The 25,345-nt window shown below is 66.5% G+C and carries 29 protein-coding genes; 11 read left to right on the forward strand and 18 right to left on the reverse strand.

What is annotated here, in order from left to right; translation table 11 throughout:
• Nucleotides 1-37: 37 nt before the first annotated feature.
• Both metC and FBZ88_RS27375 read right to left on the reverse strand, forming a co-directional pair.
• A complete protein-coding gene (gene metC / locus FBZ88_RS27370; protein WP_145620166.1) occupies nt 38-1,234 on the reverse strand; it encodes a cystathionine beta-lyase in 1,197 nt (398 codons plus the stop codon).
• 44 nt (nt 1,235-1,278) lie between these two features.
• A complete protein-coding gene (locus FBZ88_RS27375) occupies nt 1,279-2,073 on the reverse strand; it encodes an SDR family NAD(P)-dependent oxidoreductase (protein WP_145620167.1) in 795 nt (264 codons plus the stop codon).
• A 192-nt stretch (nt 2,074-2,265) separates the two neighbouring features.
• On the opposite strand from FBZ88_RS27375, the gene FBZ88_RS27380 reads away from it, so the two are divergent.
• From FBZ88_RS27380 to FBZ88_RS27400, 5 genes are all read left to right on the forward strand, one after another.
• Nucleotides 2,266-3,492 (forward strand): NAD(P)/FAD-dependent oxidoreductase, encoded by a 1,227-nt coding sequence (locus FBZ88_RS27380; RefSeq protein WP_145620168.1) that lies wholly within the window; start codon nt 2,266-2,268, stop codon nt 3,490-3,492.
• 61 nt (nt 3,493-3,553) lie between these two features.
• Complete coding sequence (locus FBZ88_RS27385; RefSeq protein ID WP_145620169.1) at nt 3,554-3,856, forward strand: 2Fe-2S iron-sulfur cluster-binding protein; 303 nt, start codon at nt 3,554-3,556, stop codon at nt 3,854-3,856.
• A 194-nt stretch (nt 3,857-4,050) separates the two neighbouring features.
• Nucleotides 4,051-5,061, forward strand: a complete 1,011-nt coding sequence (locus FBZ88_RS27390; RefSeq protein WP_088874457.1) for an isopenicillin N synthase family dioxygenase — start codon at nt 4,051-4,053, stop codon at nt 5,059-5,061.
• Nucleotides 5,045-7,150 carry a hydantoinase/oxoprolinase family protein gene (locus FBZ88_RS27395; protein ID WP_145620170.1) on the forward strand — a complete coding sequence of 702 codons (2,106 nt, stop codon included), beginning with the start codon at nt 5,045-5,047 and terminating at the stop codon, nt 7,148-7,150. The genes FBZ88_RS27390 and FBZ88_RS27395 overlap by 17 nt, the downstream gene beginning before the upstream one ends.
• A 5-nt stretch (nt 7,151-7,155) precedes the next feature.
• Nucleotides 7,156-8,814: a hydantoinase B/oxoprolinase family protein gene (locus FBZ88_RS27400; protein ID WP_145620171.1), complete on the forward strand. Its 1,659-nt coding sequence runs from the start codon at nt 7,156-7,158 to the stop codon at nt 8,812-8,814.
• On the opposite strand, the gene FBZ88_RS27405 is transcribed toward FBZ88_RS27400, so the two are convergent.
• A complete protein-coding gene (locus FBZ88_RS27405) occupies nt 8,793-9,773 on the reverse strand; it encodes a LysR family transcriptional regulator (RefSeq protein ID WP_088874460.1) in 981 nt (326 codons plus the stop codon). The two genes, FBZ88_RS27400 and FBZ88_RS27405, sit on opposite strands and share 22 nt — an antisense overlap.
• Before the next feature lie 174 nt (nt 9,774-9,947).
• On the opposite strand from FBZ88_RS27405, the gene FBZ88_RS27410 reads away from it, so the two are divergent.
• Complete coding sequence (locus FBZ88_RS27410) at nt 9,948-10,739, forward strand: SDR family NAD(P)-dependent oxidoreductase (RefSeq protein ID WP_004273962.1); 792 nt, start codon at nt 9,948-9,950, stop codon at nt 10,737-10,739.
• Nucleotides 10,740-10,791: 52 nt separating this feature from the next.
• Nucleotides 10,792-12,210, forward strand: coding sequence for an allantoinase AllB (gene allB, locus FBZ88_RS27415; protein WP_145620172.1), 1,419 nt, complete (start codon nt 10,792-10,794; stop codon nt 12,208-12,210).
• A 47-nt stretch (nt 12,211-12,257) separates the two neighbouring features.
• Here allB and FBZ88_RS27420 read toward each other — a convergent pair whose 3' ends face one another.
• The 4 genes from FBZ88_RS27420 to FBZ88_RS27435 all read right to left on the reverse strand — a co-directional run bounded on the left by FBZ88_RS27420 (nt 12,258) and on the right by FBZ88_RS27435 (nt 14,709).
• Nucleotides 12,258-12,443, reverse strand: coding sequence for a hypothetical protein (locus FBZ88_RS27420; protein ID WP_145620173.1), 186 nt, complete (start codon nt 12,441-12,443; stop codon nt 12,258-12,260).
• A gap of 621 nt (nt 12,444-13,064) precedes the next feature.
• Entirely contained in the window at nt 13,065-13,397 is a 333-nt protein-coding gene (locus FBZ88_RS27425; protein ID WP_145620174.1) for a hypothetical protein, read from the reverse strand.
• A 20-nt stretch (nt 13,398-13,417) separates the two neighbouring features.
• Complete coding sequence (locus FBZ88_RS27430; RefSeq protein ID WP_145620175.1) at nt 13,418-13,672, reverse strand: hypothetical protein; 255 nt, start codon at nt 13,670-13,672, stop codon at nt 13,418-13,420.
• Between the two features lie 26 nt (nt 13,673-13,698).
• Nucleotides 13,699-14,709, reverse strand: coding sequence for a DHHA1 domain-containing protein (locus FBZ88_RS27435; protein WP_186464624.1), 1,011 nt, complete (start codon nt 14,707-14,709; stop codon nt 13,699-13,701).
• A gap of 152 nt (nt 14,710-14,861) precedes the next feature.
• Here FBZ88_RS27435 and FBZ88_RS27440 point away from each other — a divergent pair, with 152 nt between their 5' ends.
• The 3 genes from FBZ88_RS27440 to FBZ88_RS27450 are packed head-to-tail and all read left to right on the forward strand — an operon-like array spanning nt 14,862 to nt 16,046.
• Nucleotides 14,862-15,086, forward strand: coding sequence for a helix-turn-helix transcriptional regulator (locus tag FBZ88_RS27440; protein WP_145620229.1), 225 nt, complete (start codon nt 14,862-14,864; stop codon nt 15,084-15,086).
• A gap of 47 nt (nt 15,087-15,133) precedes the next feature.
• Nucleotides 15,134-15,781, forward strand: a complete 648-nt coding sequence (locus tag FBZ88_RS27445) for a recombinase family protein (protein ID WP_145620176.1) — start codon at nt 15,134-15,136, stop codon at nt 15,779-15,781.
• 4 nt (nt 15,782-15,785) lie between these two features.
• Nucleotides 15,786-16,046 carry a hypothetical protein gene (locus tag FBZ88_RS27450; RefSeq protein WP_145620177.1) on the forward strand — a complete coding sequence of 87 codons (261 nt, stop codon included), beginning with the start codon at nt 15,786-15,788 and terminating at the stop codon, nt 16,044-16,046.
• Between the two features lie 19 nt (nt 16,047-16,065).
• Here FBZ88_RS27450 and FBZ88_RS27455 read toward each other — a convergent pair whose 3' ends face one another.
• A complete protein-coding gene (locus tag FBZ88_RS27455) occupies nt 16,066-16,677 on the reverse strand; it encodes an SOS response-associated peptidase (protein ID WP_145620178.1) in 612 nt (203 codons plus the stop codon).
• Between the two features lie 133 nt (nt 16,678-16,810).
• Between FBZ88_RS27455 and FBZ88_RS27460 the strand changes: the two genes are divergently transcribed.
• Nucleotides 16,811-17,056 (forward strand): hypothetical protein, encoded by a 246-nt coding sequence (locus FBZ88_RS27460; RefSeq protein ID WP_145620179.1) that lies wholly within the window; start codon nt 16,811-16,813, stop codon nt 17,054-17,056.
• A gap of 77 nt (nt 17,057-17,133) precedes the next feature.
• Here FBZ88_RS27460 and FBZ88_RS31435 read toward each other — a convergent pair whose 3' ends face one another.
• From FBZ88_RS31435 to FBZ88_RS27505, 10 genes are all read right to left on the reverse strand, one after another.
• On the reverse strand, nt 17,134-17,259 hold the full coding sequence (locus tag FBZ88_RS31435) for a hypothetical protein (RefSeq protein ID WP_281290163.1): 126 nt from the start codon (nt 17,257-17,259) through the stop codon (nt 17,134-17,136).
• A 3-nt stretch (nt 17,260-17,262) separates the two neighbouring features.
• Nucleotides 17,263-17,793: a hypothetical protein gene (locus FBZ88_RS27465; RefSeq protein ID WP_145620180.1), complete on the reverse strand. Its 531-nt coding sequence runs from the start codon at nt 17,791-17,793 to the stop codon at nt 17,263-17,265.
• Entirely contained in the window at nt 17,790-18,218 is a 429-nt protein-coding gene (locus FBZ88_RS27470) for a 3TM-type holin (RefSeq protein ID WP_145620181.1), read from the reverse strand. The genes FBZ88_RS27465 and FBZ88_RS27470 overlap by 4 nt, the downstream gene beginning before the upstream one ends.
• A 65-nt stretch (nt 18,219-18,283) precedes the next feature.
• On the reverse strand, nt 18,284-18,703 hold the full coding sequence (locus FBZ88_RS27475; RefSeq protein ID WP_145620182.1) for a glycoside hydrolase family protein: 420 nt from the start codon (nt 18,701-18,703) through the stop codon (nt 18,284-18,286).
• A gap of 4 nt (nt 18,704-18,707) precedes the next feature.
• The gene (locus FBZ88_RS27480; RefSeq protein ID WP_145620183.1) at nt 18,708-18,926 is read right to left on the reverse strand and encodes a hypothetical protein; all 219 of its coding nucleotides are present in this window, start codon (nt 18,924-18,926) and stop codon (nt 18,708-18,710) included.
• Nucleotides 18,923-19,132 (reverse strand): hypothetical protein, encoded by a 210-nt coding sequence (locus FBZ88_RS27485; RefSeq protein ID WP_145620184.1) that lies wholly within the window; start codon nt 19,130-19,132, stop codon nt 18,923-18,925. Before FBZ88_RS27485 ends, FBZ88_RS27480 begins: the two co-directional genes overlap by 4 nt.
• A 90-nt stretch (nt 19,133-19,222) precedes the next feature.
• Nucleotides 19,223-20,011 carry a hypothetical protein gene (locus FBZ88_RS27490; RefSeq protein WP_145620185.1) on the reverse strand — a complete coding sequence of 263 codons (789 nt, stop codon included), beginning with the start codon at nt 20,009-20,011 and terminating at the stop codon, nt 19,223-19,225.
• A 14-nt stretch (nt 20,012-20,025) separates the two neighbouring features.
• Nucleotides 20,026-22,956, reverse strand: a complete 2,931-nt coding sequence (locus tag FBZ88_RS27495) for a hypothetical protein (RefSeq protein WP_145620186.1) — start codon at nt 22,954-22,956, stop codon at nt 20,026-20,028.
• The gene (locus tag FBZ88_RS27500) at nt 22,956-23,828 is read right to left on the reverse strand and encodes a hypothetical protein (RefSeq protein WP_145620187.1); all 873 of its coding nucleotides are present in this window, start codon (nt 23,826-23,828) and stop codon (nt 22,956-22,958) included. The genes FBZ88_RS27495 and FBZ88_RS27500 overlap by 1 nt, the downstream gene beginning before the upstream one ends.
• A 2-nt stretch (nt 23,829-23,830) precedes the next feature.
• Nucleotides 23,831-25,345, reverse strand: coding sequence for a hypothetical protein (locus FBZ88_RS27505; RefSeq protein WP_145620188.1), 1,515 nt, complete (start codon nt 25,343-25,345; stop codon nt 23,831-23,833).

The raw sequence follows: 25,345 nt of genomic DNA on the forward strand, positions 1-25,345 counted from the left end.
GGAACTTTCCTAGGCTCGGGTCAGCGGGGGCTTGGGGTCAGCGGGCGGCGGCCAGGCGGGCGAAGCCCCGTTCCAGGTCGGCGATCAGGTCCTCCGGATCCTCCAGGCCGACATGCAGGCGCAGCGAAGGGCCCGCCGCCTCCCACGTCACGGCGGAGCGCAGGTCGGACGGGTAGGTCGGCACCACCAGGCTTTCATACCCACCCCAGCTGTAGCCCAGCTTGAACAGGTCCATATGGTCCAGCATGGCGGCGAACTGCGCGTCCGTGCAGGCGTTCAGCACCACGCCGAACAGGCCCGACGCGCCGTCGTAGTCGCGCTTCCAGATGGCATGGCCGGGGTCGTCGGGCAGGGCCGGGTACATCACCCGCGCCACCTCCGGGCGCTGCTGCAGCCACAGGGCCACGCGCAGGGCCGATTCCTGGTGCCGCTTCATGCGCAGCGCCAGGGTGCGCAGGCCGCGCAGGGCCATGTAGACGTCGTCCGGCCCGCCGCAATAGCCGGAGCCCGAGGCCGTCTTCTTCACCGGGATGAAGGCTTCCTCCGTACAGACGGCGATGCCCAGCATCAGGTCGGAATGGCCGGAGATGTATTTGGTGGCGGCGTTGACCGAGACGTCGACGCCATGTTCCAGCGGCCGGAAGCACACGGGCGAGGCCCAGGTGTTGTCCATGATGGTCTTGATGCCCCGCGCCCGGCACAGCTTGGTGATCGCCGGCACGTCCGTCATCTCGAAGGTCAGTGAGCCGGGGGACTCCAGATAGACGACCTTGGTGTTGGGCTGGAACAGCGCCTCGATCCCGGCACCGATGGTCGGGCGGTAATAGGTGATCTCCACGCCGAATTTGCGCAGGAAATCTTCACAGAAGGCCCGCGCCGGACCGTACAGGCTGTCCACGATCAGCAGGTGGTCGCCCGCCGACAGGAAGGCGGTGAGCGAAGCGCAGATGGCCCCCAGCCCGCAGGAGGTGGTGACGGCGCGGTAGCCGCCCTCCAGTAGGGTCACGGCGTCCTCGAAGGCGCGGGTGGTTTCCGTGCCCTCACGGCCGTAGGTGAAGCCGACATAGGCGCCCGAGGCCCGGTCCTTGCGGGTTTCCAGCAGTGCTTCCACGCTGTCGAACAGAACGGTGGAGCAATGATAGACGGGTGGGTTCACGACGCCGTGATTGGCCTTCGGGTCACGGCCCGCGTGCAGGATCTGCGTTTCGCGCCGAAAGCCGCTCAAATCGCTCATATCTCAAGCTCTCCTTAAATCACCATGCCCCAAACGACCATGACTTAAACGACCATACCGGCATCGACCACGATGTCCTGGCCCGTCATCATCCGCCCGCCCGGGCCCAGCAGGTGCAGCATGGCGGCGGCGACGTCATCCTCGCCCACCAGCCGCCCCAGCGCCGTGCCGGCGGTGAAGCGCTTCAGCGGCGCGTCCTCGGGCTCGCCATTGGCCTCCGCCGACTGGCGGAACAGCCGGCGCAGCCGTTCGCCGTCCACCCCGCCGGGCGAGATCATGTTGACCGTGACGCCATGCGGTGCCGCGTCCAGCGCGGCGGACCGCACCAGCCCGCGCAGCGCCCATTTCGAGGCGGCGTAGACGGAGAAGCCGGCCACCCCCTTGTGGCCATAGGTGCCGCCGATGACGATGACCTTGCCGCCGCCGCGCGCCACCATGCCGGGCAGGGTGGCCGTCAGGCTGTTCAACACGCCCAGCACATTGGTGTCGAAGCAGTGACGGTACGTGTCGGCGGAATTGGTCCAGATGGGCGCGCGGGGGGAACTGACGCCCGCGGCGCAGACGGTGATGTCCAGCGGGCCCAGGCGCGCTTCGGCCTCGGCGGCGGCGGCCTTCATCGCCTGTTCGTCGGTGACGTCGGCGCTGAGCGCACAGACCGGGCCGCCGCGGGCCTGCAAATGATCGAAGGCCACCGCCCCCGCCTGCGGGTCGCGGCCGATCACGGCGACGGCGCAGCCGGCATCCGCCAGGGTGCGCGCCAGCATCAGGCCCAGCCCCCGCGTTCCCCCCGTCACCAGTGCGGCTTTGCCCGCCAATGCGCCCGTCAGTGCCCGTTCCATGGTCCGACCTGAAATCCTTTTGTTCCATAGAATCACTAATGCGTCGGCAGGGTCGGGAAAAAGTGATCATTTGGCCACGGCGTCTGTAGAAAAAAGCACCGCCCCGGCCTCTTGTGTTGCCGTAATCATCAACAGGACCGCCCGCCAGACCCGGCCGGCGGCGTCACAAGGCCGTTTGGCGGATAGGGTAACATGCAGCACGACGTCCTGATCGTCGGCGCGGGGCACGGTGGTGCCCAGGTGGCCATTATGCTGCGCCAGCGGGGTTACACCGGCGGCATCGCCCTGATCGGGGATGAGCCGGAGTTGCCCTACGAACGCCCGCCCTTGACCAAGGACTACCTGTCCGGCGCCAAGCCGTTCGAGCGCATCCTGATCCGGCCCGCCGCCTTTTGGCAGGCGCGCGGCGTTACCCTGCTGCCGGGGCGGCGGGTGGTGGCGGTGGACGCGGAGGCCCATACCGTGACCACGGCCGGGGGCGAGGTCTTCGGCTATGGCCAGCTGGTCTGGGCGGCCGGCGGCCAGGCCCGGCGCCTGGCCTGTGCGGGCGGCGATCTGGCCGGCGTGCACACCGTGCGCACCCGCGCCGACGCCGATGCCCTGCGGGCGGAGCTGCCGGCGGTGGAGCGGGTGGTGGTGATCGGCGGCGGCTATGTCGGGCTGGAGGCGGCGGCGGTGCTGCGCGCGGCGGGCAAGCCCGTCGTCCTGCTGGAACAGGCGGACCGCGTGCTGGCCCGTGTGGCGGGGGACGCACTGTCCCGCTTCTATGAGGATGAACACCGTGCGCGGGGCGTGGACCTGCGTCTGGGCGCCCAGGTGAAGGATATCGTTGGCGACGGGCGGCGGGTGACCGGCGTGCGGCTGGCGGATGGCGCCCTGATCCCGGCGCAGATGGTGGTGGCGGGCATCGGTATCACCCCGGCGGTGGAGCCTCTGTTGGCGGCGGGGGCCGAGGGTGGCGACGGTGTCGCGGTCGACGCGTTCTGCCGAACCTCGCTGCCCGATATCCGCGCCATCGGCGATTGCGCCCTGCACGCCAACGCCTATGCCGATGGCCGGCGCATCCGCCTGGAATCGGTGCAGAACGCCAATGACATGGCGATCACCGTGGCCAAGGCGCTGACCGGGGCGGCCGAGCCCTATCACGCGGTGCCATGGTTCTGGTCCAACCAATATGACCTGAAGCTGCAGACCGTGGGCCTGTCGGCCGGCCATGACGCGGCGGTGCTGCGGGGCGACCCGGCGGCACGCAGCTTTGCCATCGTCTATTTCCGCGCCGGCCGGGTGGTGGCGCTGGATTGCGTCAACGCCATCCGCGACTACACCCAGGGCCGCGCCCTGGTGGAGGGTGGCGCCCGCTGTGACCCGGCCGCCGTGGCCGACGTCAGCGTTCCGCTGAAGGACCTGGCCGCCGCGTGACCGGTTTCGTTTCTTGCCTGGTCTTGCCTGGCTTCATTTTTCCTGGGGGATAGGGACATCCATGCCGATCATCACCGTTGTCAGCCGGGACGGCAGCGACCGCGCCGTCGAGATGGACACGGGCATGACCCTGATGGAGGGCCTGCGCGACCACGGCTTTGACGAAGTGCTGGCCATGTGCGGCGGCTGCTGTTCCTGCGCCACCTGTCATGTCTATGTCGAGCCGGCATCGACGGCGACGGAAGAGGAGGACGCGCTGCTGGCCCTGTCCGCGCATCGCCGCGACACGTCGCGGCTGTCCTGCCAGATCACGCTGACGCCGGACCATGACGGTCTGCGGGTAGAGATTCCACCGGAAGATTGATTGGTATTCCGCGGGCCAAGCCAACTATTGCGCTGGCGGGATACTGCAACAGTGATCATTCGGCCACGGCGCCGTCAGGAAAAAGCACCGCATTGCCTTGCCGTGTTGCCGTAATCATCATCGCAACGGGCCGTCCGTCCTGAGCACTGGGCCGCCTGATGGGGTGGGCTCAAAGAATAGTCTCGGAGGTTGAAATGAGCAGAAGCGAACGCAGCGCGGACGATATTGCCGCCGCCAGCGCCATTTCCCTGGCTGAATTACCTTTAATCGATTTCGCGCCCTTTCTGTCGGGTGACGCGGCCGCGCGCCGCCGGGTGGCCGCCGAGATCGCGCACGCCTGTGAGGAGATCGGCTTCTTTTACCTGGCGGGTCATGGTGTGCCGCAGGCGACGGTGGACGGCATCTTTGGCCAGGCCGACGCCTTCTTCTCCCGCGACAAGGCGGACCGCCGCACAGCCATGGCGACGCCGGACTGGTATCGCGGCTGGATTCCCGCGCCGGAGGCCCAGCCCCTGTCGCGAAACACCCGCATGTTCGAGCAATATCGCCTGCAGCACGAATGGCCGGCCAACCCGCGCGATATGCAGCACGCCGACATTTTCGACAAGCCCAACCGCTGGCCCGACGACATGCCGGCCTTCAAGCAGGCCAGCGAGGACTACCTGGCCGCCATGCTGACCTTCTCCCGTGAGCTGCTGCGCGCCTTCGCTCTGGGCCTGGGCGTGGCGGAGGACCGCTTCGACGATTGCTTCCACCAGCCGGCCTCGCAGCTGAGCATGAACTATTACCCACAGCTACCTATGGACGCGCACGACGAGGTGTCCAACATGGTGGCCCACACGGACGAAGGGCCGTTCACCGTCCTGGCGCAGCAGGATGTCGGCGGGCTGGAGGTGAAGCGCCGCGACGGCGTGTGGATCCAGGCGCCGCCGGTGCGGGGTGCCTTCACCATCAATGTCGGCGACATGATGATGTGGTGGTCCAACGGCCGCTTCTTGTCCAACTATCACCGCGTGCGCAATCGCGACGGCGCCCGCCGCTTCTCCGTGCCCTACTTCGCCAACCCCGATCGCGAGGTCGTCGTGGCCCCGCTGCCCGAGCTGCTGGCGAGTGCTGAGCCGAAGTACAAGCCCGTGCGCGTTGCCGACCATCTGGCCCGCTTCTATTCCACGCTGTCCAAGAATCCCCATGACATCTACAACTGACCGCGGCCCATCCGCGCCCAAGGGCGCGCGTATCGGCGCCGACATTGGCGGCACCTTCACCGACATCGTGCTGGAGGTGGGCGACCGCCGGCATTCCACCAAGCTGCTGACCACCTACGACGCGCCGGAGCGTGCCTTGCTGGACGGCGTGCGCCTGCTGCTGGACGAGGCGGGCGTGGCGCCCGCCGAGGTGTCGCTGGTGGTGCACGGCACCACGCTGGCGACCAACGCCCTGATCGAACGGCGGGGCGTGCCGACCGCCTTGCTGACCACCGACGGTTTCCGCGATGTCCTGGCCCTGGGCAGCGAAAGCCGCTTCGACCAGTACGACATCGGCATGGAAAAGCCCCAGCCCCTGGTGCCGCGCCGGCTGCGCGTGGGCGTGGCGGAGCGTATGGACGCGCGCGGTCAGGTGCTGGTGCCGCTGGACGGCGATGCTGTGCGCGCCGCAGCGGCCGAGTGGCGGGAGCAGGGCATCCGCAGCGTGGCCATCGCCTTCCTGCACAGCTACGCCAACGACAGCCATGAGCGTCGGGCGGCGGAGATCCTGGCGGCGGAGATGCCGGGCGTCAGCCTGTCGCTGTCGTCGGAGGTCTCGCCCGAGATGCGGGAGTATGAGCGCTTCTCCACTACCGTCGCCAACGCGTACGTCCAGCCGCTGGTGGACGCCTATCTGCATCGCCTGGATGAGAAGCTGAAGGCCATGGGCTTCGGCTGCCCGCTGTACCTGATGCTGTCGTCCGGCGGCCTGACCACCGTGGACGCCGCCGCCCGCTATCCCGTGCGGCTGGTGGAAAGCGGACCCGCCGGCGGCGCCATCTTCGCGGCGTCGGTGGCGGCGGAGCGGGGCGTGGGCCAGGTGGTGGCCCTGGACGTTGGCGGCACCACCGCCAAGATCTGCCTGATCAACGACGGCATGCCCCAAACCTCGCAGGTGTTCGAGGTCGGCCGCGCCCACCGCTTCCGCAAGGGCAGCGGCCTGCCGCTGCGCATCCCGGTGGTGGAGATGGTGGAGATCGGCGCCGGCGGCGGCTCCATCGCCTCGGTCGACAATGCCGGCCGCTTGGCGGTGGGCCCGCACAGCGCCGGTTCCGAGCCCGGGCCGGCGGCCTATGGCCGGGGCGGCACCCGCCCCACCGTGACGGACGCCGACATCACCCTGGGCCGCATCGACCCGTCGCGCTTCGCCGGCGGCAAGGTCACGCTGAACGCCGGCGCCTCCCACGACGCCCTGGCGGCCTTGGGCATCTGGGACGGCAAGGCGGAGACGCTGGCCATCGGCGTCAGCGAGATCGTGGACGAAACCATGGCCAGTGCGGCCCGTGTTCACGCCGTGGAACAGGGCATGACCCTGGACGACCGCAGCCTGATCGCCTTCGGGGGCGCCGCCCCCCTGCATGCCGCGCGCTTCGCCGAGAAGCTGGGCATTCGTGAGGTCATCATCCCGTCGGGTGCCGGTGTCGGCTCCGCCATCGGCTTCCTGCGGGCGCCGGTGTCCTATGAGATGGCGCGCAGCCTGACCCTGCGGCTGGACCAGCTGGACCTCGACCGGCTCAACAGCCTGCTGGACGGCATGACGGCCGAGGCGCGGGCCCTGGTGGAGGCGGGCGCCCCAGGGGCGGCCCAGGTGGAACGGCGCACCTGCCTGGCCCGCTACAAGGGCCAGGGCTATGAGATCCCGTTCGAGATCCCGGCCCGCACCCTGGTGCCCGAGGATGTGGACCTGCTGCGTGCGGCGTTCGAAACGGCCTACCGCACCCAGTACGGCGGCGTGACCCTGGACCTGCCCATCGAGGCGCTGACCTGGCGTGTCACCGTGGGATCGCCCGCCTGGAAGCCCAAGGATACGGCGGTGGTCACGGCCACCCGCGACCTGGAGGTCACGGAGCGGCGGCCGGTGATCGACCCCGACAGCGGTGCTGCGCTGCCCTTCGCCCTGGTGCGGCGCGAGGTCCTGCGGCCGGGCGACCGGGTCCGGGGGCCGGCGCTGATCACCGAGCGTGAGACCACCACGGTGGTCTCCCCCCGTTTCGATGCCTGGATGGACGCCAACGGCTATCTCATCCTGACCCGGCGTGAGGAAGGTTAACCGCCATGACGGCAGCGTTGAATGAACTGCGCACCCAGGTGATCTGGACCCGCCTGATCTCCATCGTGGAGGAACAGGCCCAGACCCTGATGCGCACGGCCTTTTCCACCACCGTGCGCGACGCCGGCGACCTGTCGGCCGCCCTGTTCGACCTGGAAGGCCGGTTGATCGCGGAGGCCGTGACCGGCACCCCCGGCCATGTGAACTCCATGGCGGCCGGCGTGCGGCATTTTCTGGCCAAGTTCCCCGTGCCGACGATGGCGGAGGGGGATCACTTCATCACCAACGACCCCTGGCTGACGGCCGGCCACCTGCATGACGTCACCGTGCTGTCGCCGGCCTTCCACCAGGGGCGCATCGTCGGGTTGTTCGGCGTCTGCTGCCACCAGGTGGACATCGGCGGCCTGGGCCAGGGGCCGGACGGCCGGTCGGTTTTCGAGGAGGGGTTGCAGATCCCGCTGATGAAGCTGGCCAGCCGGGGCGTGCTGAACCAGGATCTGCTGGACATCCTATGCCTGAACGTGCGCACGCCGCTGCAGGTGCGGGGCGATGTGCTGTCCTACATCTCCAGCAACGAGTCAGCGGCGCGGCGGCTCAGCGCCATGCTGGCGGAATTCCGGCTGGACGACTTGGCCGGTGTCGCCGACTACATCGTCGATCGCTCGTTGGCCGCCACGCGGGCGGAGATCGCCAGGCTGCCCCAGGGCAGCTGGACCAGCAGCCTGACCATCGACGGCTATGGCCATCCCATCACCCTGCGCGCCCGCCTGACCATCGAGGGTGAGCGTATCCTGGTGGATTACGAGGGCACCGACGCCTGCGTGCCGCGCGGCATCAACGTGGTGCTCAACTATTGCCGGGCCTATACCATCTTCGGCCTGCGCTGCGTCATCTCGCCGGAGGTGCCGAACAACTACGGCGCCCTGCTGCCGTTCGAGGTGGTGGCGCCGGAGGGCAGCATCGTCAATGTCCAGCGGCCCTGGCCGGTGGCCGCCCGCCACGTCATCGGCCAGATGCTGCCCGACCTGGTGTTCGGCTGCCTGTCTCAGGCCATCCCGGACCGGGTGCCGGCGGAGGGCAGTTCCTGCCTGTGGAGCGTGCAGTTGCGTGGCCGCCAGCCGGCGGGCGAGCCCCAGGCCGGTGAGAGCTTCGACGCCATCTTCTTCAATAGCGGCGGTTCGGGCGCGCGTCCCAGCCAGGACGGCCTGTCCGGCACCGCCTTCCCCAGCGGTGTGCGCGCCATGCCGGTGGAGATCACCGAGAACAGCGCCCCCATCGTCATCTGGCGCAAGGAGCTGCTGACGGACAGCGGCGGCATCGGCGAACGGCGCGGCGGCCTGGGCCAGCGGGTGGAGGTGGCCATGCGCGATGGCAGCGCCTTCGAGGTGCTGGCTATGTTCGAGCGTGTGGACCATCCCGCCCAGGGCCGGGATGGCGGCGGAGACGGTTCGCAAGGGTCGGTACGCCTGGCGTCGGGCAAGGCGATGCAGGCCAAGGGCCTTCAGCAAATCCCGGCCGGCGACCGGCTGGTGCTGGACATTCCCGGCGGCGCCGGCCTGGGGACGGCCACATCGCGCGCCGCGGACCTGGTGGCGCGCGATGTGGAGGAGGGCTTCGTCTCCGCCGAAGCGGCCGCCCGCCTTTACGGAAGCGGCGTCGGCTGACCCTCGAAGGGCACCTGCTCCTCCTCCGGGTAATAGTCGCCCAGCGTGGGCAGCGACCGGCAGTCGTTGAGTTCCCGGGCCATCTGCTCGGCGAACTTGGCGGCGGCCAGGGGTAGGGGGCGCCCCTTCAGCTGGCCCAGGACCAGCGGCCCATAGGTGCGGTCCAGGTCGCTGATGCGGCGCACGGCGTAGCGCGGGTCGTTGCGCCACAGGTCGGCGCCGATGTCGATCTGGAAGGCGATCAGGTTGGACACCGCCACCAGGTCGCCCAGCAGGTCGAAGCTGTTGGACTCCACGCCGATGGACAGCTTGGCCGAGCTGGCCGCCAGGCGGTTCTCGATGATCTCACGCCCGCCGAACGATGATTCCGGCATGGCGGTTTCATACTCCGCGCACTCGCGCAGGCGCAGGATGTCCTTGGCCGCCAGCGGATGGTCGGCGCTCATGATGGCGACCAGGCCCTGGCCGATCGACATGATCGGGTGCAGTTCCGGGTGACGTAGCGGGCGGAAGATCAGTACCAGGTCGATGTCGAACGCGGTCAGCTGCCGCATGGCCGTGGAATGGTCGGTGACCGTGATCTTGAAGCGCACGTTGGGGTGCTTCTTGCGGAAGGCGGCGACCTGCCGCAGCACGAAGCCGCGCGCCACCGCCTGGCTGCAGGCCAGCCGCACCTCGCCCCGCTGCAGGCCGGACAGTTCCTCGATCTCCGAATAGACCCGGCGCAGGTCCGCCGATTGCGAGCGGATCCAGCGGATCAGCACCTCACCGGCCGCGGTCAGGCGGACGCCGGAGGAATGGCGTTCGAAGATGGGGGCGCCCAGGTCGTGTTCCACATCCTGGATACGTCGCAGCAAGGCGGACGGGGTGACGTTCAGGCGTTCCGCCGCCTGGCGTACCGATCCGATGCGGGCGACCTCGTTTATGTAGATCCAAATTCGCTGATTACGCAGAGCCATGACGGGTCCCTGTTCGTTTTTGGCTACGCCCCACCCCAGCTTTAGCACAACTGTGGCAACGGCATATCTTTAATGTCAACGGGGTGGGGCGCTAACCATCCGACCTTGCATTCCAGATTGATCTAAATCTGTCCAAATATCCATAGTTGCCTGAAGCAATATAGAGGAAAAGAAATGGATCTGTTCCTTGCAGGAAAGAAGATTCTTGTCACCGGTGCTGGCAAGGGAATGGGCCCGGAGATTTGCCTTTGTTTTGCGGAAGAGGGTGCGGATATTGCAATTTTAGGGAGAGATATGGCGCCGCTGAACGAACTGGCGGCAAAAATAGAAGGGTTGGGCGTGCGCGCGCTGGTGCTGTCGTGCGATGTGCTGGACGCAGCGCAGTGTGAGGCCGCCGTTTCGGCAACGGTCGAAGCATTCGGCCAGGTGGACGTGCTGGTCAACGTGGCGGGCGGCACTGGCCCGGTGGGAACCACGGCATGGGACACCACGTCGGAGGCCTTTGACGAGATCGTGCGTCTGAACATGACCGGCTGTTTCAACACCATGCGCGCCGTGCTGCCGGGCATGATCGCGCGCCGCTATGGCAAGATCGTCAATGTCGGCGGCACCTTCGGCTTGCGCGGCCGCGCCGGCCGCATGGCTTATTCGGCTTCCAAGTGGGGCCTGCGCGGCATCACCAAATCCACCGCCATCGAGGCGGGGCCGCATAACATCAACGTCAACATCGTCGCGCCCGGCATGGTGGACGGTCCGCGCTTCCGCACCAAGGTGATGCCCGCCGTGGCCAAGGCCCGCGGTCTGACGGAGGAGGAGGTGATCGCCGAGCACGCGGCCGAGTACGCGCTGCGCCGCATCAGCACTGCCCGGGACGTGGCCGCCGCCTGCCTGTTCCTGGCGTCCGACGTCTCCAAGCAGATCACCGGTGTCGACCTGCCGGTCGACGGCGGCTGGGCCGCCCTCTGACCCCTCGATCCAATTTGGCATCCGATTTAGGCATTCTTGCGGGAAAAGCATCATGAAGGCAGACATCGTCATCAACGGCGCCACCCTGGTCACCGACAGCGCCCAGTTCCAGGCCTCCATCGCCATCAAGGACGGCGCCATCCTGTCCATCGGCGCCGCTGAGTCCATGCCTGAGGCGGCGGAGGTGGTGGACGCCCGGGGCAAATACATCCTGCCCGGCGCCATCGACGCCCATGTGCATTTCCGCGACCCTGGCTATACCCACAAGGAGACGTGGGAGACGGGGACGGCCAGCGCCGCCATGGGCGGCGTCACCACCGTGTTCGAGATGCCCAACACCAATCCGCCTACCGGCACGGTGGAGGCGTTGAACCTGAAATTGAAGTCTGCCGAGCAAGCCTATGTTGACTTTGGCATTTATGGCCTGTTGGGGGAAGACAACCTTACGGAGTTGGAGGCCTTGATCGAGGGCGGCGTGGCCGGGTTCAAGTGCTTCATGGGCAACACCTTCGGCAACCTGCCGTCGCCGCCCACCGGCGCCATCCTGGAGGGCTTCGAGATCGTGGCCAAGCACGGCTACCGCATCGCCCTGCATGCCGAAAACGCCTCCATCATGGCGCGCCGATCCAAGAAGCTGCGGGAGGCCGGCCGCTGTGATCCGCTGGCCCACCTGGACGCCCGGCCGCCGGTGGTGGCGACGGAGGCCGTGTCCCGCGCCGCCATCCTGGCGGAATGGACCGGCGCCCGCATCCACATCCTGCACGTCTCCTCAGGCGACGAATTGCGCCCCCTGCGGGAGGCCAAGGCGCGCGGCGTGGACATCACGGCGGAAACTTGCCCGCATTACCTGCTGCTGGATGAGCGCGCCTACACCGAGAAGAAGTCGCTGATCCGCGTGAACCCGCCGGTTCGGGAGAAGACCCATCAGGACCAGCTGTGGCGCGCGGTGCAGGACGGCACCATCGACATGATCGCGACCGACCACGCCCCCCATTCACATGAGGAAAAGCATCGCGACGACATCTGGACGACGGATTGTGGTTTCACTGGCGTGCAGACGCAGATGCCGCTGATGCTGACGCAAGTGGGTGCCGGCCGCCTGTCGCTGACCGATTATGTGCGCATGACCTCGCTCGCCCCGGCCAAGGCCTTTGGCCTCTACCCGCGCAAGGGCGCCCTGCTGCCGGGATCGGATGCCGACTTGGTGATCATCGACATGGAGCGGGAGACCCAGGTGGATTCGGCCAAGCTGAAGTCCAAGGGCTCAAGCACACCCTTCCACGGCCACGCGGCCAAAGGGGCGCCGGTGCACACCTTGGTTCGCGGCCGCTTTGTGATGCGGGATGGCGCCTTGGTGACGGAGGCGAAGGGCCACGGCCGCAACGTCCGCCGCATCCAGCAGATGCCGACGCCCAAGCCTCGCAACGTCGAGACGACCACGGCGGCCATCGTCAAAAAGAACCGGAAATAGGGTGGCGCCAGCCTGGCGCTGGCCCGCGACTTCAGCGTTGCAGGTGCCTATAGCCAAACGACGCGGAGGTTGTCGGGGGTGGCGGTAGCACGCCTCGACCTCGATGCCCAGCGTTCGGCGTCCTTCTTCTTCTCGAAGGTCTTGGAGACGGGCTTGTGGCCGACGCGGCGGACCTTGGCCTGGTAGCCGATGACCTGGCCTTCGCGATTCTCTCTGGGGATGATGGTGGCCATGGCGGGCGGGCTCCTCGCAGTGCTGCGCGAGGTAAACTGTCCCGTAACTGTCCCGCAAAATCCAGCCTAAACGCTGGAAGTATGGCGTCCCCTAGGGGACTGGAATAAGTCAATCTAATCAATTGGTTGGATGGTGGTGGGACCCGCAAATTTTCCACTGCGCTACAAGCGATTTCACGGCAAAAGGTCCCACCGCCTTTAGGGACAGGGACGCTCCTTCTGCGGGCCTCATGGTGCCGGGACGAGGGAAAACCCGGACCGTCGAATGCAGGCGATGCGGGCCCGAGCCTTCCCCACCAGGTCGCGAATTTCTTCAGCTGGCACGCTGACGACGGATGGCGGCATGCGGAACCAGGCCTCCGCACGCGCAGGCTCCCCCGCAAGCGTCATGAGCCTGCCAATGTGAGCCGGCACAAAGCCACACCGCGGCGTTTCGGAATGCGTCTCACAGTAGGCGATGAAGTCGCTGATGGTCATATCCGCGCCCTCGCAACAGGGGCAGTCATGACTGCCATAGACAGGCGGGTTGCCGCACATCTCGGGAACACGAACCACGCGGATTGTCCCCGCGCCGCCGCATCGTGAACAGGGCGTATGATCCATGGCGCGCTCCTTCTGTGTTCAGGCCGGATCGGCCGGCGAGTTGATGCCATGCACCATCGTGGGACAGCCCTCACCGTGATGCCCCTTTCCGCAGGGCGTACCGTCAAAGCAGTCGGTGCACCAGGCGCCGTCATCCTGGTCGCAATGCACGAGGGTGAACGGGGCGGCGCCACAGACGCTGCACGTCGTCGGTTCCGGATCGGGGTAGTAGAGGGCTTCGGCTTCCGCCCGCGGCATCTCCCGATAGGTGTAGCCCAGACCCTCCATGTAGGCGCGGCTGGACGGAAATTCGCCCATAAGGCCGGACGGTGTTCCTTGCGGGTCGAAACTGATCACCAGCGTGTCGGACATCTCCGGGCGCTCCTTCTGTGTCAGGTGTTGAATTCCAGGACGAAGAGCTTTCCATCCCCGATGGGCCACACCACCGTTCCGTGGAAATCATCTCCCGCCATTCCGGGGCCGCGCTGGTCGACGTACTCGACCGAAGCACCGGCGACGCTGCTGTCTTGACGGTCGAAATTCGACAGGTCGAAATCGGCCTCGTTGACGATGCGCGGTGTGTGAGAGAAGCCGGTTTCACGCATGTAGTCGCAGGCCGCTGCGATGATGGCCAAGGCGTCAGTCACTCCGCCGCTCCTCTTGTGGTCCTGGGTTAGGGGACGCTGATCGTTTTCCCGAGGGCGACCCCGAGATCGAGCATTTCGGTATCCACCGGCTCACCACCGGCCCAACAGTTGTAGACGGCGTCAGCCGCATCAATGACTGATGTCATGTCATCGCCTTCCCAGCCGATAGGCATCTGGAAGCCAGCGGCGTTCCGATGACCGCCACCTCCGTAGGCCTTCGCGATCACCGACACGTCAGCGCCCCCAGGCCGTGACCTAAGGCTGAACACCCGCTTGTCGCCGCCGTCAGAATAGGTTGCGGCGAAGGGCCAGCCATCGGCCAGCTGGTTCGCGGCGTCGGACGCCAGAGTGTATGGCAGGTTGGCGACAGGCACCAATTCTCCACCGATCCGCATGGTGCGCCGACTGACTTTCAGCAGCTCATCAATGTCCTTGAAGTGCTTGCGCTCGATCGCCATGCCTTCGGCGGCCAAGAACTCGGGCCGAAATTCCGCCTGCTCCACCAAGCCGTCCCAGACTTCAAAGTTATAGGGATAGGAAAAGACGGCGGCCTGGATCTCTCGAGTGTGGGGCAGCGCAAATCGCCACAGGTCGCGATCCTGGATGTGCTGGATGAGCTTCGGCGCCGTTTCTCCGGGATGGAAATAGTCCCAGGCGATCATCGCGCCGGAACGCTCCATGTCGAAAATAGCGCGAATGGGCCAGACCTCATCACGCATATGGAACGCGAGATCGCGCATTCCATGATAACCGCCACACACGACCTCTGGTGGCATGAAGCCGGCAAGGTCTTCCGCTGCGGTCTTGTGATGGTCCAGTACCAGAATAGAAAGGGCGACCTTTGCCATCTCCATCAAGACTGGTCGCTTGAAACTGAAGTCCACCAGGATGACGTGCTTGGCCGTCACGTCAGGCGCCGGAGCGCCATAGAGGGCCGGGATGTATTCACACCCATCCCCTAACGCCTTACGAACAGCCCACGCAGCGCCGAAACCGTCAGCGCAATTCCCGTGATAGATGCAAACCGTATCGCCCATGGATTGGCCCTTTCTCTGGTCATAAAGGCCGCCTTGCTACTCAACAAGATTGCCCTGCTACACAAATTGTGTATCATGAGCGTATGAGCAATGCAATAAACAATTTGTGTAGCGGGCTTGCAAATCCGGACCCCGCCGTGCACTTTGCGCCCATGAGGGGACAGCAGGTCATTGCGGCGCGTGCGCTGCTGGGTTTGAGCCAGGACGAGCTTGCGGCGGCTGCCGGCATCTCGCGGAAGACGCTTGTCGACATCGAGCGCGGCACAGGCGACCCGAAGCGGTCGAGCATGGACCGCGTCGAAGAATACCTGCGGTCCAGGGGCATTCGCTTGGTCACAGACCCTGGCGTCATCGGCTTGCCACCCCTTCCGGGATGACTATAATGTCCGACCACAAAGGGATTTGCCGCTTCAGAAGGTGACCGTTGCCCGATGTTCCGCCCCGCCTGGTTGGCTACGCCCGCGTTTCGACAGACGAACAGAACGCGGACCTACAGGTGGAGGCCCTGAAGCGCGCCGGGGTGCCGGATGAATTGATCTTCGTTGAGGTGGAGAGCGGCAGGACTGCGAAACGCCCAAAGTTGATGCTTGCACTTAAGGCGTGCCGGGCCGGTGGCACACTGTTGGTGTGGAAACTTGACCGCCTTGGTCGCAACACGTCCGAACTGATCAAGACTGTAGACCGCCTACATGAGCGAGGTGTTAACTTCCGCTCCGTAACCCAGAGTGAAATCAATACCGAAAATATGCGCACGGCGACTGGAGCGCTGATCTTCAATATCTTCTCCGCCTTGGCGCAGTTCGAGAGCGACCAGATCGCGGAACGGACGCGTGCGGGACAGGCCATCGCCAAGGCGCAGGGCAAGAAGTTCGGACGGAAGCCATTTTCCGCACTTTACTCGACTGAGAAGATTGCTGAATTCCAGGCCGCACGGGCTGCCGGCATGACCGTTGTTGATGCGTGCAAGAAGACCGGCATCCCCAGGTCTACGTACATAAAATATCAGGATGTTTTCAAGTCGGGGGCGGTTGATGACATCGGCGCCGACGACGAGGACCAGACCACAAGGTGAAGCCATGCCCTATACCGTCGTAATGCGGGAAAACCAGACTGGTGAAACCCGCCTGTGTCTGCTGGATGATATCGATTGGGGGGAGCATTCCGTCTACTGGTGGACCGACGGGAACTTCGGTTGTGACTGTAATCGGCGCTGGGAATTTCAGCGCGCCGGAGGCGAAGCCGAAGACGCGGCGTCGCCCTGCGGTCATGGCGCCTATACGGCGGTCGAGGCTATCCTGTTAGACGGGACCAGGGTACCCCTTGATCAGCCCTTTTAATTCGCCCCGAATGTAAGCCTCAGTCCGTCACCGCCAGGTCCGCGTCCGGAAGGGGCTGCGCGATGGTGGGGACGGCTGAGGCTGGCGCGTCCAGCCATGCGCGTTGCGCTTCGGCGCCGATCAGGATCACAGGCATGGCCTTGGGGTGTATCGGCGCCACGATCCCGTTGGGTTCGCACGTCAGGAACCCGTACAGCTGATGCTCCCCTTCGATGGGGTTGGCCTTTGTGCCCCGGGCGCCGGTCCAGCGGCGCCAGATGCCGGCGAAGGCAGCCGGCCGGCCGTCGGTCACTTCGAACCACTTTTCTACCGCCGGCTTGGTGCTGGTGTCGTATTCCGCAAAGGCGGTGAACGGCACCAGGCACCGCGCTTCAGGCTTTAGCCAGGTTCGCCAGTAGGGCGACGCCAGGTTGCGTATGTTGGTGACGGGCCGGGGGTTTGGAGCGTTGGGCGGCGGCGGGAAACCCCAACGCATCGGCTGCCATGCCAGGGCGCCATCGTCGCGGCGGACGATCACCGGCCCCAGCCGATCCGGGTAGATGTCCCGGGGCAAGTCGTTGATTTCCTCATAGCCGTAGACCTCGATTTCGAGGCCCAGCTTTTTGACGTCAGCCCTGTAGTGATTGCACATGCGGTGCCTCCCTTACTGGGGAGGCTACACCAGTTCGGCTGGTCGCCCAAGCTGGGTCCGCCACGCAAGGGCCATTGACTCTGCATGCGATGTTCTGTTTTCGTTCATGGACAAACCAGCCGGGAGCCCCCAGATGTACGAGCTTGCCAGATCCATCGCTATGGCGCTTCTCCATCACGTCGATAAGCTACCCCCGCCGAAGACGCCACCTTTCACGCTGGCGGCCCCAGACTACATGCCTATGGCCGACGCCATGGCGCAAGACCTGGTGCGCAGCTTTGAGTTCACGCGCAAGTGGGGGAATGTCCAGGCAGCCAGCGACTGCCCCTATGGCAGCCAGTTCGCGTCGCCCGGGATTTTGAAGCGAGACGCGGACTGAAGGCGCCAAAAACAAAGGCGGCGGCCCCGGGGTGGGATCCGCCGCCTTTGGATCAGGGGAATGAAGGGGGAGGGGGCCTACCCGATAGCCAAGGCCCCCAGGATCAGCACGACGACGGCCGCCCCGAGCGTGCCGGCGACCACCCACCAAGGGTCCTGATACTGCAACCGGCCAACCGCATATTTGCCCGTAAACCTTTCCATGGTTCAGCCCTCCACCGGGGCGGCGTCCAGCGCCAGGGCGCCGGACGCGTCGCCCATCAGGGCGGCGGAGGCCTTGCCAAAGGCGTCCTGCGCCGCCGTCAGGGTGGCCAAGGCGTCGGCCTTGCCTTCCTCGGCCGCCGTCAGAGCTAGGCGGGCCTGCGCCGCGGCGCTACGGGCGTCGCGGAATTCCTCCGTCGCGGCGCGCAGCTGCGCCGCCAGGTCACCCAGGGTGGGCGAGGTGGGGGTGCTGGCCAGCGGCAGCGGCGCGATCAGTTCGGGGCCCTGCTCGCCCACAAGGGCTACGCCCGAGGCAACCGCGCCACCGTCGGCATAGGCGACGGGATCAGCGGTGGGCGCGGGGGATGCCGGCACGGCCGGCGGGGTGGGATCGATCATGATGACGTTCCTTTCAGCGGGTTGGGATGGGGCGGCGGCCTTGGGTGCGCACAGCCGGTGGGCCAGCGCGGTCAGATAGCCGCCGGTGGCCACCAGGCCGGCAGCGATGCGGGAAATCAGGGGGTCGGTCAGGGTCATTTCGCCACCCCTCTGACCTTTTCCCAGGTCCGGCCGCCGCTGTAGACGGCGAAGCAGCCCAGGAATACGTTCCACAGGTCGGTGGGGATCGAGGCCAGGAAAGCCTTCATCCCCACCGTCACGCGCGCCGCCACGTCGGGAGCGAATGCCGACAGGACGCCCATGGGCACGCTGATCAGCACCATCAAATACATGAGGTACAGGAAGGACGGCCGGGCGCGACTGGTCCACGGGTCGGACGATGCCGCTTCCGCGTTGGCCGCGCGGTTGGCCGCGTCCAGCTGGGCAATCGCGGCATCCGCCTGCGCCTTCATCAGCGCCACCTTGGCCGCCGCCTCATCCGATGGATTGGGCCAGATCTTGTCGATGCCATCCTTGATCAGGCTGGACGCGGCGGTGATCGCGTCATCAATGCCGAATGCCATGGTTACCCCCATGAAAAAGGGCGCCCAAGGCGCCCCGGATTGCGGTCAGGTGGTGTGAGGGCCGATCAGCCGGCGCGGATCAGCGCGGCGATGCGGGTGGCGCGGGCGCCCACCTGGCTGGCCCATTTCGAGGCCAGGGCCGCGTCCGCCGCCTGGGCAAAGCGCCCGGCCTGCAGGTGCCCCAGCGTGGTCCGGAACGTCAGCAGGGTGGGCACACCCATGTTGAAGCCCATGTTGGCCACGGCCCGCTGAACCCCGGCCGGCAGATTGCGCCACCAGGGGATGCCCTGGTCCAGCGCCGCCATGGTGCGGGCGATGTCCCCCGCCAGCATGGTGTCCGCCTCTTCCTGAGTGATCCCCACGTCCGTCAGGTTGCGGCCCACGCCGATGGACAGCTTGCCCACCGTGTCCGTGTAGGGCTTCAGGCGCGTGCCCTCGTCCCGGCGCAGGTCATCCGCCAGGGCTTTGGTATCCAGGGTCATCATCGTTTCACCTTTCATGATGGGGTTGGGACAGGACGCGCCCCAGGGCCGCGTAGGCCTCGCAGGCGCCGGAGACGGTCAGGATCAGCAGGAGCTTGCCGCCGGCCCACAGCTCCACCCGGTCGGCATCGACCAGGCGGACCCATTCCAGGCGGCACAGCGTGCCCTCCACCACGCGGCGGATGCCGGCGGCGTCGGTGGTGGTGTGGATGACGGGGGCGGTCATGGGCGGCGACGGCGACGATTGCGGATCAAGGCTTGGATGCCCAAGGCAACGCGGACCACCACCAGGCAGGCGGCGCCCGCATGGATAATGCCGTTGGTCGCCGTCTCGAAATCGACGGTCCACCACTGCGCCGTGAGGCCCCCCGCCACTACGGCCACGTCCAGCTTGAGGCCGGCCACGGCCTCACGTACCCAATTGCCCATCATTCAAAACCCCCAATCTTCAGGCATGAAAAAGCCCGCCGAAAGGGCGGGCGGTTGTCGTCGCGAACGGCGTTCGCACCCCGTTTTTTGCGGTCAGGCGGCCGGCGGCATGCCGGTCAGGATCCAGGCCATGCGGTCGGCTGTGATCAACCCCCGGTCCACCCAATCCTGCAGCTGCCCGGCGGTGCGGGCGCTGTCCAGGTCCACGTATTGGGTACCCGCCCCCACCAGCAGGTTGCCCAGGGCCGGGCCGCCGGCCGTGGGGTGGGCATCCGCCACGATGGCCATCCATTCGGCCGGCGTCAGCAGCCGCACCACCAGGTCACTGGCGGACATGCGGCGCGGGTATTTCACCGCCATCAGGGCAGCCCAGGCCGAGGCCTCATCCGCCGTCACCGGCCGGACGGTCCAGGCGGTCCCATCCCAATCCGCCGTTTCCGTGCCGGGGGCGAATGCCGGCGGGTCCGGCGGGTCGAACACGAACGCGCCCACCGGGGCGCCCAACCCGTCCACGGGCAGGGTACCGGCCCGCGTGGCCACAAGGCTCAGCAATTCTTGCGATGCCCCCGCCACCAGGGCGCCCGCGTTCGCCCACGCCGCGTAGGCAGGATTGGGCACCGGGTCACCATCCTGCCCTATCGGCAGGGTGGCTGTGGGGCAGGGTGCACCGCTCAGGAACGCCGCCGCCTCATAGGCCTCTGCCGCCGTCGCCAGGGCCCGCGCCGCGGCGTTCAGGGCCAGGTGGCGGGCCAGGTCCGCGTGGGTGGCCCCTGCAACGTCCAGCGGGGCGCAGACGCACCGGGGGTGTCCGTCCACCAGGGTCCAGCAGTACAGCAGCCTGCCGCCCCGGTAGGCGTCGATCATGTCGCTTGCACGGATCATCGTCGCGCCCTCCTTCAGGCGGCGTAGCGGGTGGCGCCCGCGCGGTTGATGTGGATGAGAGTGGACCAGGCCAGCCGCTTCGCCGCCACGCCCGTCGCCTGGACGCACACCGTCTGCGACGTGGTATCGGCCACCACGGTGACGTCACAGGTGGTGGTGGCGCTCTCATAGTCGGTGCCCAGCGTCTGGACGGAGGCCACCGTGACGTTGCCGTTGGGCAGGCGATAGACGCGGGCGCGGCGCTGATAGCCCATGCGTTCGGTGGGGGCAGCGCCATACTCCACCGCCTCCACATCCACCATCAGTTGCACCTCATCCCCCTCCGCCATGGGCAACCGGGCGATCACCGTGGGCGTGGCGTCGGTGGTGGCCATAGCGGGGAAGACAATGCGGTTGGGATCGATGGGCGCCACCTTGTCGCGGTTATCCAGGATGGCGTCGCGGAAGGTGATGGCCGGCTGGCTGGCGACCGCCTGGTTGGCCGTGGCGATGACGTAGCCGCCCTGACGCGCCGATACGGCGATGTGGTTGTTGCTGGTGCTGCCGGAGAGTGCCGACAGCCAGCCCGTGACAATCCCATCCTGCAGGAGAGCGGTGCCATCCCCCTTGCTGGCGTAGACGGTGTCAGTGTCCGGGTCATGGGACAGCGCCTGGACGGCGGATAGCGTGCCGGGCAGAATGCCCGATGCGCCGCGCATGCGTTTCAGGTCATGCGCGACGATCTTGGCGATTTGCTCCGGCGTGGGCGCATAGTCGGAAGCCCGGGTCAGGTTTACCAGACCTATATGGCCGCCATCCAAATTGCCGGTCTCGTTAGCGCGGGCAGCGCGGCGCACCACTGCCGCGCTGTTGCTGAGGGACCCGACAGCCGCCGCATTGGCCGTGGCGACGCGAACGCCATCGCGCCACAGCTCCAGGGTGGCCCCGCGTTTCAGCCCCATAAAATGGGTGACGGCACTGTTCCGCAGGGGGGCTGTGTCCACCGCCACCGCGCTGTTGGTACCGTCCGATACAGCAAATTGTGGGATACCGGAGGAATTGATTTCCAAGCGAATATACGCACCGGTTCCGCTGGGGGCCGACAGATCCAGCAATGTCGATCGTGAGGATGGCGCGGTTTGGAAGGTGATAACCGGCTGAATGAAACAGACGTCCCCGGTACCAACCGAAAGATCGCCGGGCCGTTCATCATAGCCGCCGTAGATATACCCGGTATAGGTCACGTCCGAGCCGGGCGCGATTAGGGCGCGCGTCTGCTGCCCAAAGATCCGCATGCCGGCGGCATAGGCGCTGCGGTCCGGCTCGGCCAGATCAACCGACAGGCTGGTGACGAACCCCGTCTGGCCGGCGGTATAGGGGCTGTCGAAATTTATGCGCACCTTGGGCGACGTGTCGGTGGCGCGGAACTGAACCACTATCGTTGATGCGGAGGTGCTGGACGTCGAACCATTAGCCAACTGGACCGTCTGGCCGTTATCCGTGACGTCAAAACGCATGATCGTCGCAACGGTGCCGCGCCGCATGTTGATAACCAGCAGGTAAACCAGCCCCACGACGCAGCCGCTCAGCTGATAGATGGCCTTGCTGGCGGAAGTGGTGGAGGCCGTTTCCGCGATTTGCAGATCCGACCCGGACGTTGACAGCGTCAGATTGCCGTCCGTCGTGCTCCATCCGGTGGTGGCGCCGCCAGACCAGTTGGCGATATTCGCCGCCGACACACTCCCGGTGTTGGTCGATGCGATGGCCAGGCGGCAGTCCCCCGGCATCCACCCCGTGTTGAACGCGCCGCCACCGGCGCCCGGGTTCCCGCTGGCCGTAATGTAGGCGACCATGCCCGCGGCTGGATTGATCGGGTCCGGTGCCCGCAGCGTCAAGCCGATGGCAGACCGGGCCGCATGACCATTGACACCAGTCGGGGCGCCAAGCAGCGCGGGGGTGCCGCTGGCGGTTTCCGACCGAATGGGCGAGAACCCGGTGACCGCCAGCGTCGCGGGGTGGTAGACCCGCACCGTGGTACCGTCACAGGCGTGCAGAAAACCGTCCGCGTCGAATGCCACCGAGGTGACAGCAGCCGAGGTTGATGGATAGGTGACCGCCCCAGACGGATGGATGATGTCCAGGTAAAAGCCCGTCCCCACCGCCACGGTTGGGCGGGGCAGGCCGGTGGCGCGGTCGATTGGGGAGCCAGGAAACACCGTGGCGGCAACCGCACTCGCAACCGTGTTGGTCAGCACGGCGCGGCCTGTCGCGCCGCCGAACCCGGCCCCCGCGTTTCGCGCGGCGATGCCGCCGTTGTACCGTACCGAGACGGTGGCATTGGTCAGGATGGCCGTGTCGGCGACGAAATCAATTTCGATCACCCCATAGCCACCCGCAGCGATCCACAGCTTGCCATCCCGGGCGAAAATGGCCTGGGGCGCCTGCGCCATGTTGTAGCTGCCCAGCGCCGCCCCGCCAAAGTTGAACACCATCCACATGGATGGTGTCGCCTGGTCACAATCGAACAGGGCGACGAAGCCGGACACTGCGACCATGCGAATGTGGGCGGGATGGTCAGAACGACTACCCCGCGTGGTACTCGCGGCCTCGGATACCCAGCTCTGCCAGGTGCAGCGCTTGCGCCACGCGCCCTCATCCCAGTCGCGGGTGGTGTCGTAATCGAACACCGCCAACGGCGCGCCGCTTTGCAGCAGCCCTTGGAAGCTGTTGAGGTTGGATAGCCCGCTGACCGCCACGGCCGCCTGTTGCGCCGCCAGGGCCTGCGCGGCGTAGGCCTGGACGGTGGCCACCAGGGCGTTGACCGCCTGCATCACCAGGCTGGGGGCGCTATTGCCGATTTCAACGAGGACGTCGGAAAAGAACTGGTCCCACAGCGCGGCGTACTGGTAGCCATCGGCGCCGCTGAACATGGCGGCGGTATAGGTGCGGCCGTTGAAAACGGGCATCAGATCAACTCCCGGAATGTTGGGGACCAGGTCCAGCGCTTGAAGCTGGTATTGGCGACGCCATCGCCCGGCATGCTGGACAGCGCGCAATAGAACATCTGACGGGCCAGCACCCATGGTGGGGCGTCCGGGTCCATCACCACGAACACCTCTTGCCCGATGCCCCGCATCATGAAGTCGTGATAGACGCCCATCGCGGCCTCTTGCGTCTGGTACTGCATCGGCAGCGTCAGCTCGCGATAGCGGGGGCGGACGTCCACCTGGCGGGCACTGGCCCGGGTCGTCCGGTCCTGCGACGGGTCGATGATCCGTATGCCGTTGCCGTAGGCGAAATTGACGGTGGGCCGATAGGCGGCGCCGAACATGACGCGGCCGGCCTGCCAATAGCCGGCCGGATTGGTCGGGTCCATGACGTCTACCCACAGGTACCGGCCGAACACCGGCGCATCGAACAGCAGGAACGTGATGGGCATGGTGGGATAGGCTGTCTTGTCCACGCCATCCCAGGGGAACGCACCCCAGGGACGCGACCCCCAGGGCACGGTGGGCAGCCAGAACTTGGCTTGCACCGGCACCAGGACGGGTGATGACAGGTCCACGTTGTTGCTCATGCCGACTTGGTAGGTGCCGGCCGTGGTGGCGGTATGGTTGATGATGGCGAGGCAACTGACGGCCTGCAGGGCCAAAAGGTCCCATTTCAGGCGCACATAGGCGGACCCGCCGATGCCGGTGAAGCGGGCGATTTCCGTCGGGTCCTGCGTCAGCAGGTTTTGCACCGACAGGCCGCCACCCTCGACAGACGTCGCCGTGCCGGCACTGGTCAGGGTTCCGACCCGGGACAGGTCGTTCAGCAGCAGGACAGCGTTGCCCAAGATCAGCCCCTTACCGTCAGTTTCATGGTTTCGTCATTGCCGCCGCCGTCCACGGTGATGACGGTGAAGTTGCGGCCGCCCGACAGCATGTAGCGAGGACTGGTGAGGCGGACGGTGCAGCCCACGTCCAGCCCCTGCGTCAGGGGCACGGTGACGGTGAAGGGCATGGCGGCGTTGCCGTAGAGGGCGGACCGGCGGTCCCGCTCCGCCTCCGCATCCGTCTTGTTGACGAAATGCGTCTGCACGTCCGCGTCGTAGTACAGGAGGCAGGCGGCGGCGACAGACGCGTTGGTTTTCGGGTCGGTCCACAGCATGTCCGCCAGCAGCCGGGGCTGGTCCGCCGCCGGGGTCGCCGCCGCGATCAGCGTGGCCGTGGTCAGGCGGGTATAGTGATGCTCATAGCTCAGCCGGATGTTGCGCAGGCGCCGCGCCGCGGGCTGGGGCGTCAGCTCCACAATCTGCCGCTCGGTAAAGCTGTAATCCGCCACCGTCTTCGGTGGGTCATACCGCCCCAACTGCATCAGATTGTTCAGGCCGAAGCCCCAGAACGCCCCCACCGTGTCCGCCAGCTCATCAATGATGGACCGGACCGTGACCTGGCTGCCGCCGTCCGCCCAATACTCCAGGGGTGCCGGTTGCAGGGTGTTGAAGGCAGCGAATCTGGCCAAGTCCAGGTCCGCCGTGGTGAGGCCGGCGGAGGTGGTCAGGAGGAACTTCACCAAGTCGGCAAAGCTGCTGATCCAGGTGCCGCCGGGGGCGACGCCCTTGCAGGACAGGGTGAAGTCGCTGGACGTGGCCACACGCAGGCGGACCAGCCCCAGCGCCTTGCAGGTCGCGTAGTCGTACCCCGTCAGGTCCGCCGCGATCAGCGCGGCATAGGTGGCGAAGTCGCCTTTGCTGGACGGCAGCGGCTTGCCGCCGTCGCGCAGGTCGAACACGGACGAATAGCCGTCAGGGTCGATCAGATAGGTCAGGTTGGCGGCATCCACCAGGATGGGGGTGAACTGCGGCGGCTGGCCCAAACAGCGGGGCTTGTACCGCCCCTTCATATCCGCCGTACCCTCCACCCCGCCCGTTCCGGCGAACGTGTAGGGCAGGGCGGAGACGTCGAACAGGGCGGACCGGTCCAGCGTCTGTATCTGGCAGTCATTGCCCACCACTACCTGGTCAATGACCCCGGCGCGCAGCTGTGTGAAATCCGCCAGGGCCGGCTTGGCCTTGGTGCTCCACAGCAGGCGATAGGGGCGGCCTTCCCAGCTGTAGGCCGCCAGGCCGTCCAGCTGCCCATTGTCATTGGCCAGGGTGATGGTGCCGCTGGCGGGGGTGGAATAGCCGCCAATGGACGTGCCGGTGCCCAGGCTGCGACTTTCCGCCAGGGGAATGTCCAGGAAGCGGCGATAGTACGTGTTCGCGGGCGCATCCCCCGGTTCGGTTACGAAGCCCGTGTCGCTGAAATACAGCGTGCGAGTGCCCCCGATGGCTGGGTCATAGGGCTGGACCTCCAACAGGTAGGGCAT

This window comes from Nitrospirillum bahiense, assembly GCF_007828025.1.
Lineage (GTDB): Bacteria > Pseudomonadota > Alphaproteobacteria > Azospirillales > Azospirillaceae > Nitrospirillum > Nitrospirillum amazonense.

What these genes read in the sequence shown, in the direction of transcription:
- metC (WP_145620166.1), bottom strand. Translation starts at nt 1,234, where the DNA reads ATGAGCGATTTGAGCGGCTTTCGGCGCGAAACGCAGATCCTGCACGCG.
- FBZ88_RS27375 (WP_145620167.1), bottom strand. Translation starts at nt 2,073, where the DNA reads ATGGAACGGGCACTGACGGGCGCATTGGCGGGCAAAGCCGCACTGGTG.
- FBZ88_RS27380 (WP_145620168.1), top strand. Translation starts at nt 2,266, where the DNA reads ATGCAGCACGACGTCCTGATCGTCGGCGCGGGGCACGGTGGTGCCCAG.
- FBZ88_RS27385 (WP_145620169.1), top strand. Translation starts at nt 3,554, where the DNA reads ATGCCGATCATCACCGTTGTCAGCCGGGACGGCAGCGACCGCGCCGTC.
- FBZ88_RS27390 (WP_088874457.1), top strand. Translation starts at nt 4,051, where the DNA reads ATGAGCAGAAGCGAACGCAGCGCGGACGATATTGCCGCCGCCAGCGCC.
- FBZ88_RS27395 (WP_145620170.1), top strand. Translation starts at nt 5,045, where the DNA reads ATGACATCTACAACTGACCGCGGCCCATCCGCGCCCAAGGGCGCGCGT.
- FBZ88_RS27400 (WP_145620171.1), top strand. Translation starts at nt 7,156, where the DNA reads ATGACGGCAGCGTTGAATGAACTGCGCACCCAGGTGATCTGGACCCGC.
- FBZ88_RS27405 (WP_088874460.1), bottom strand. Translation starts at nt 9,773, where the DNA reads ATGGCTCTGCGTAATCAGCGAATTTGGATCTACATAAACGAGGTCGCC.
- FBZ88_RS27410 (WP_004273962.1), top strand. Translation starts at nt 9,948, where the DNA reads ATGGATCTGTTCCTTGCAGGAAAGAAGATTCTTGTCACCGGTGCTGGC.
- allB (WP_145620172.1), top strand. Translation starts at nt 10,792, where the DNA reads ATGAAGGCAGACATCGTCATCAACGGCGCCACCCTGGTCACCGACAGC.
- FBZ88_RS27420 (WP_145620173.1), bottom strand. Translation starts at nt 12,443, where the DNA reads ATGGCCACCATCATCCCCAGAGAGAATCGCGAAGGCCAGGTCATCGGC.
- FBZ88_RS27425 (WP_145620174.1), bottom strand. Translation starts at nt 13,397, where the DNA reads ATGTCCGACACGCTGGTGATCAGTTTCGACCCGCAAGGAACACCGTCC.
- FBZ88_RS27435 (WP_186464624.1), bottom strand. Translation starts at nt 14,709, where the DNA reads ATGGGCGATACGGTTTGCATCTATCACGGGAATTGCGCTGACGGTTTC.
- FBZ88_RS27440 (WP_145620229.1), top strand. Translation starts at nt 14,862, where the DNA reads ATGAGGGGACAGCAGGTCATTGCGGCGCGTGCGCTGCTGGGTTTGAGC.
- FBZ88_RS27450 (WP_145620177.1), top strand. Translation starts at nt 15,786, where the DNA reads ATGCCCTATACCGTCGTAATGCGGGAAAACCAGACTGGTGAAACCCGC.
- FBZ88_RS27455 (WP_145620178.1), bottom strand. Translation starts at nt 16,677, where the DNA reads ATGTGCAATCACTACAGGGCTGACGTCAAAAAGCTGGGCCTCGAAATC.
- FBZ88_RS27460 (WP_145620179.1), top strand. Translation starts at nt 16,811, where the DNA reads ATGTACGAGCTTGCCAGATCCATCGCTATGGCGCTTCTCCATCACGTC.
- FBZ88_RS31435 (WP_281290163.1), bottom strand. Translation starts at nt 17,259, where the DNA reads ATGGAAAGGTTTACGGGCAAATATGCGGTTGGCCGGTTGCAGTATCAG.
- FBZ88_RS27465 (WP_145620180.1), bottom strand. Translation starts at nt 17,793, where the DNA reads ATGACCCTGACCGACCCCCTGATTTCCCGCATCGCTGCCGGCCTGGTG.
- FBZ88_RS27470 (WP_145620181.1), bottom strand. Translation starts at nt 18,218, where the DNA reads ATGGCATTCGGCATTGATGACGCGATCACCGCCGCGTCCAGCCTGATC.
- FBZ88_RS27475 (WP_145620182.1), bottom strand. Translation starts at nt 18,703, where the DNA reads ATGATGACCCTGGATACCAAAGCCCTGGCGGATGACCTGCGCCGGGAC.
- FBZ88_RS27480 (WP_145620183.1), bottom strand. Translation starts at nt 18,926, where the DNA reads ATGACCGCCCCCGTCATCCACACCACCACCGACGCCGCCGGCATCCGC.
- FBZ88_RS27485 (WP_145620184.1), bottom strand. Translation starts at nt 19,132, where the DNA reads ATGATGGGCAATTGGGTACGTGAGGCCGTGGCCGGCCTCAAGCTGGAC.
- FBZ88_RS27490 (WP_145620185.1), bottom strand. Translation starts at nt 20,011, where the DNA reads ATGATCCGTGCAAGCGACATGATCGACGCCTACCGGGGCGGCAGGCTG.
- FBZ88_RS27495 (WP_145620186.1), bottom strand. Translation starts at nt 22,956, where the DNA reads ATGCCCGTTTTCAACGGCCGCACCTATACCGCCGCCATGTTCAGCGGC.
- FBZ88_RS27505 (WP_145620188.1), bottom strand. Translation starts at nt 25,345, where the DNA reads ATGCCCTACCTGTTGGAGGTCCAGCCCTATGACCCAGCCATCGGGGGC.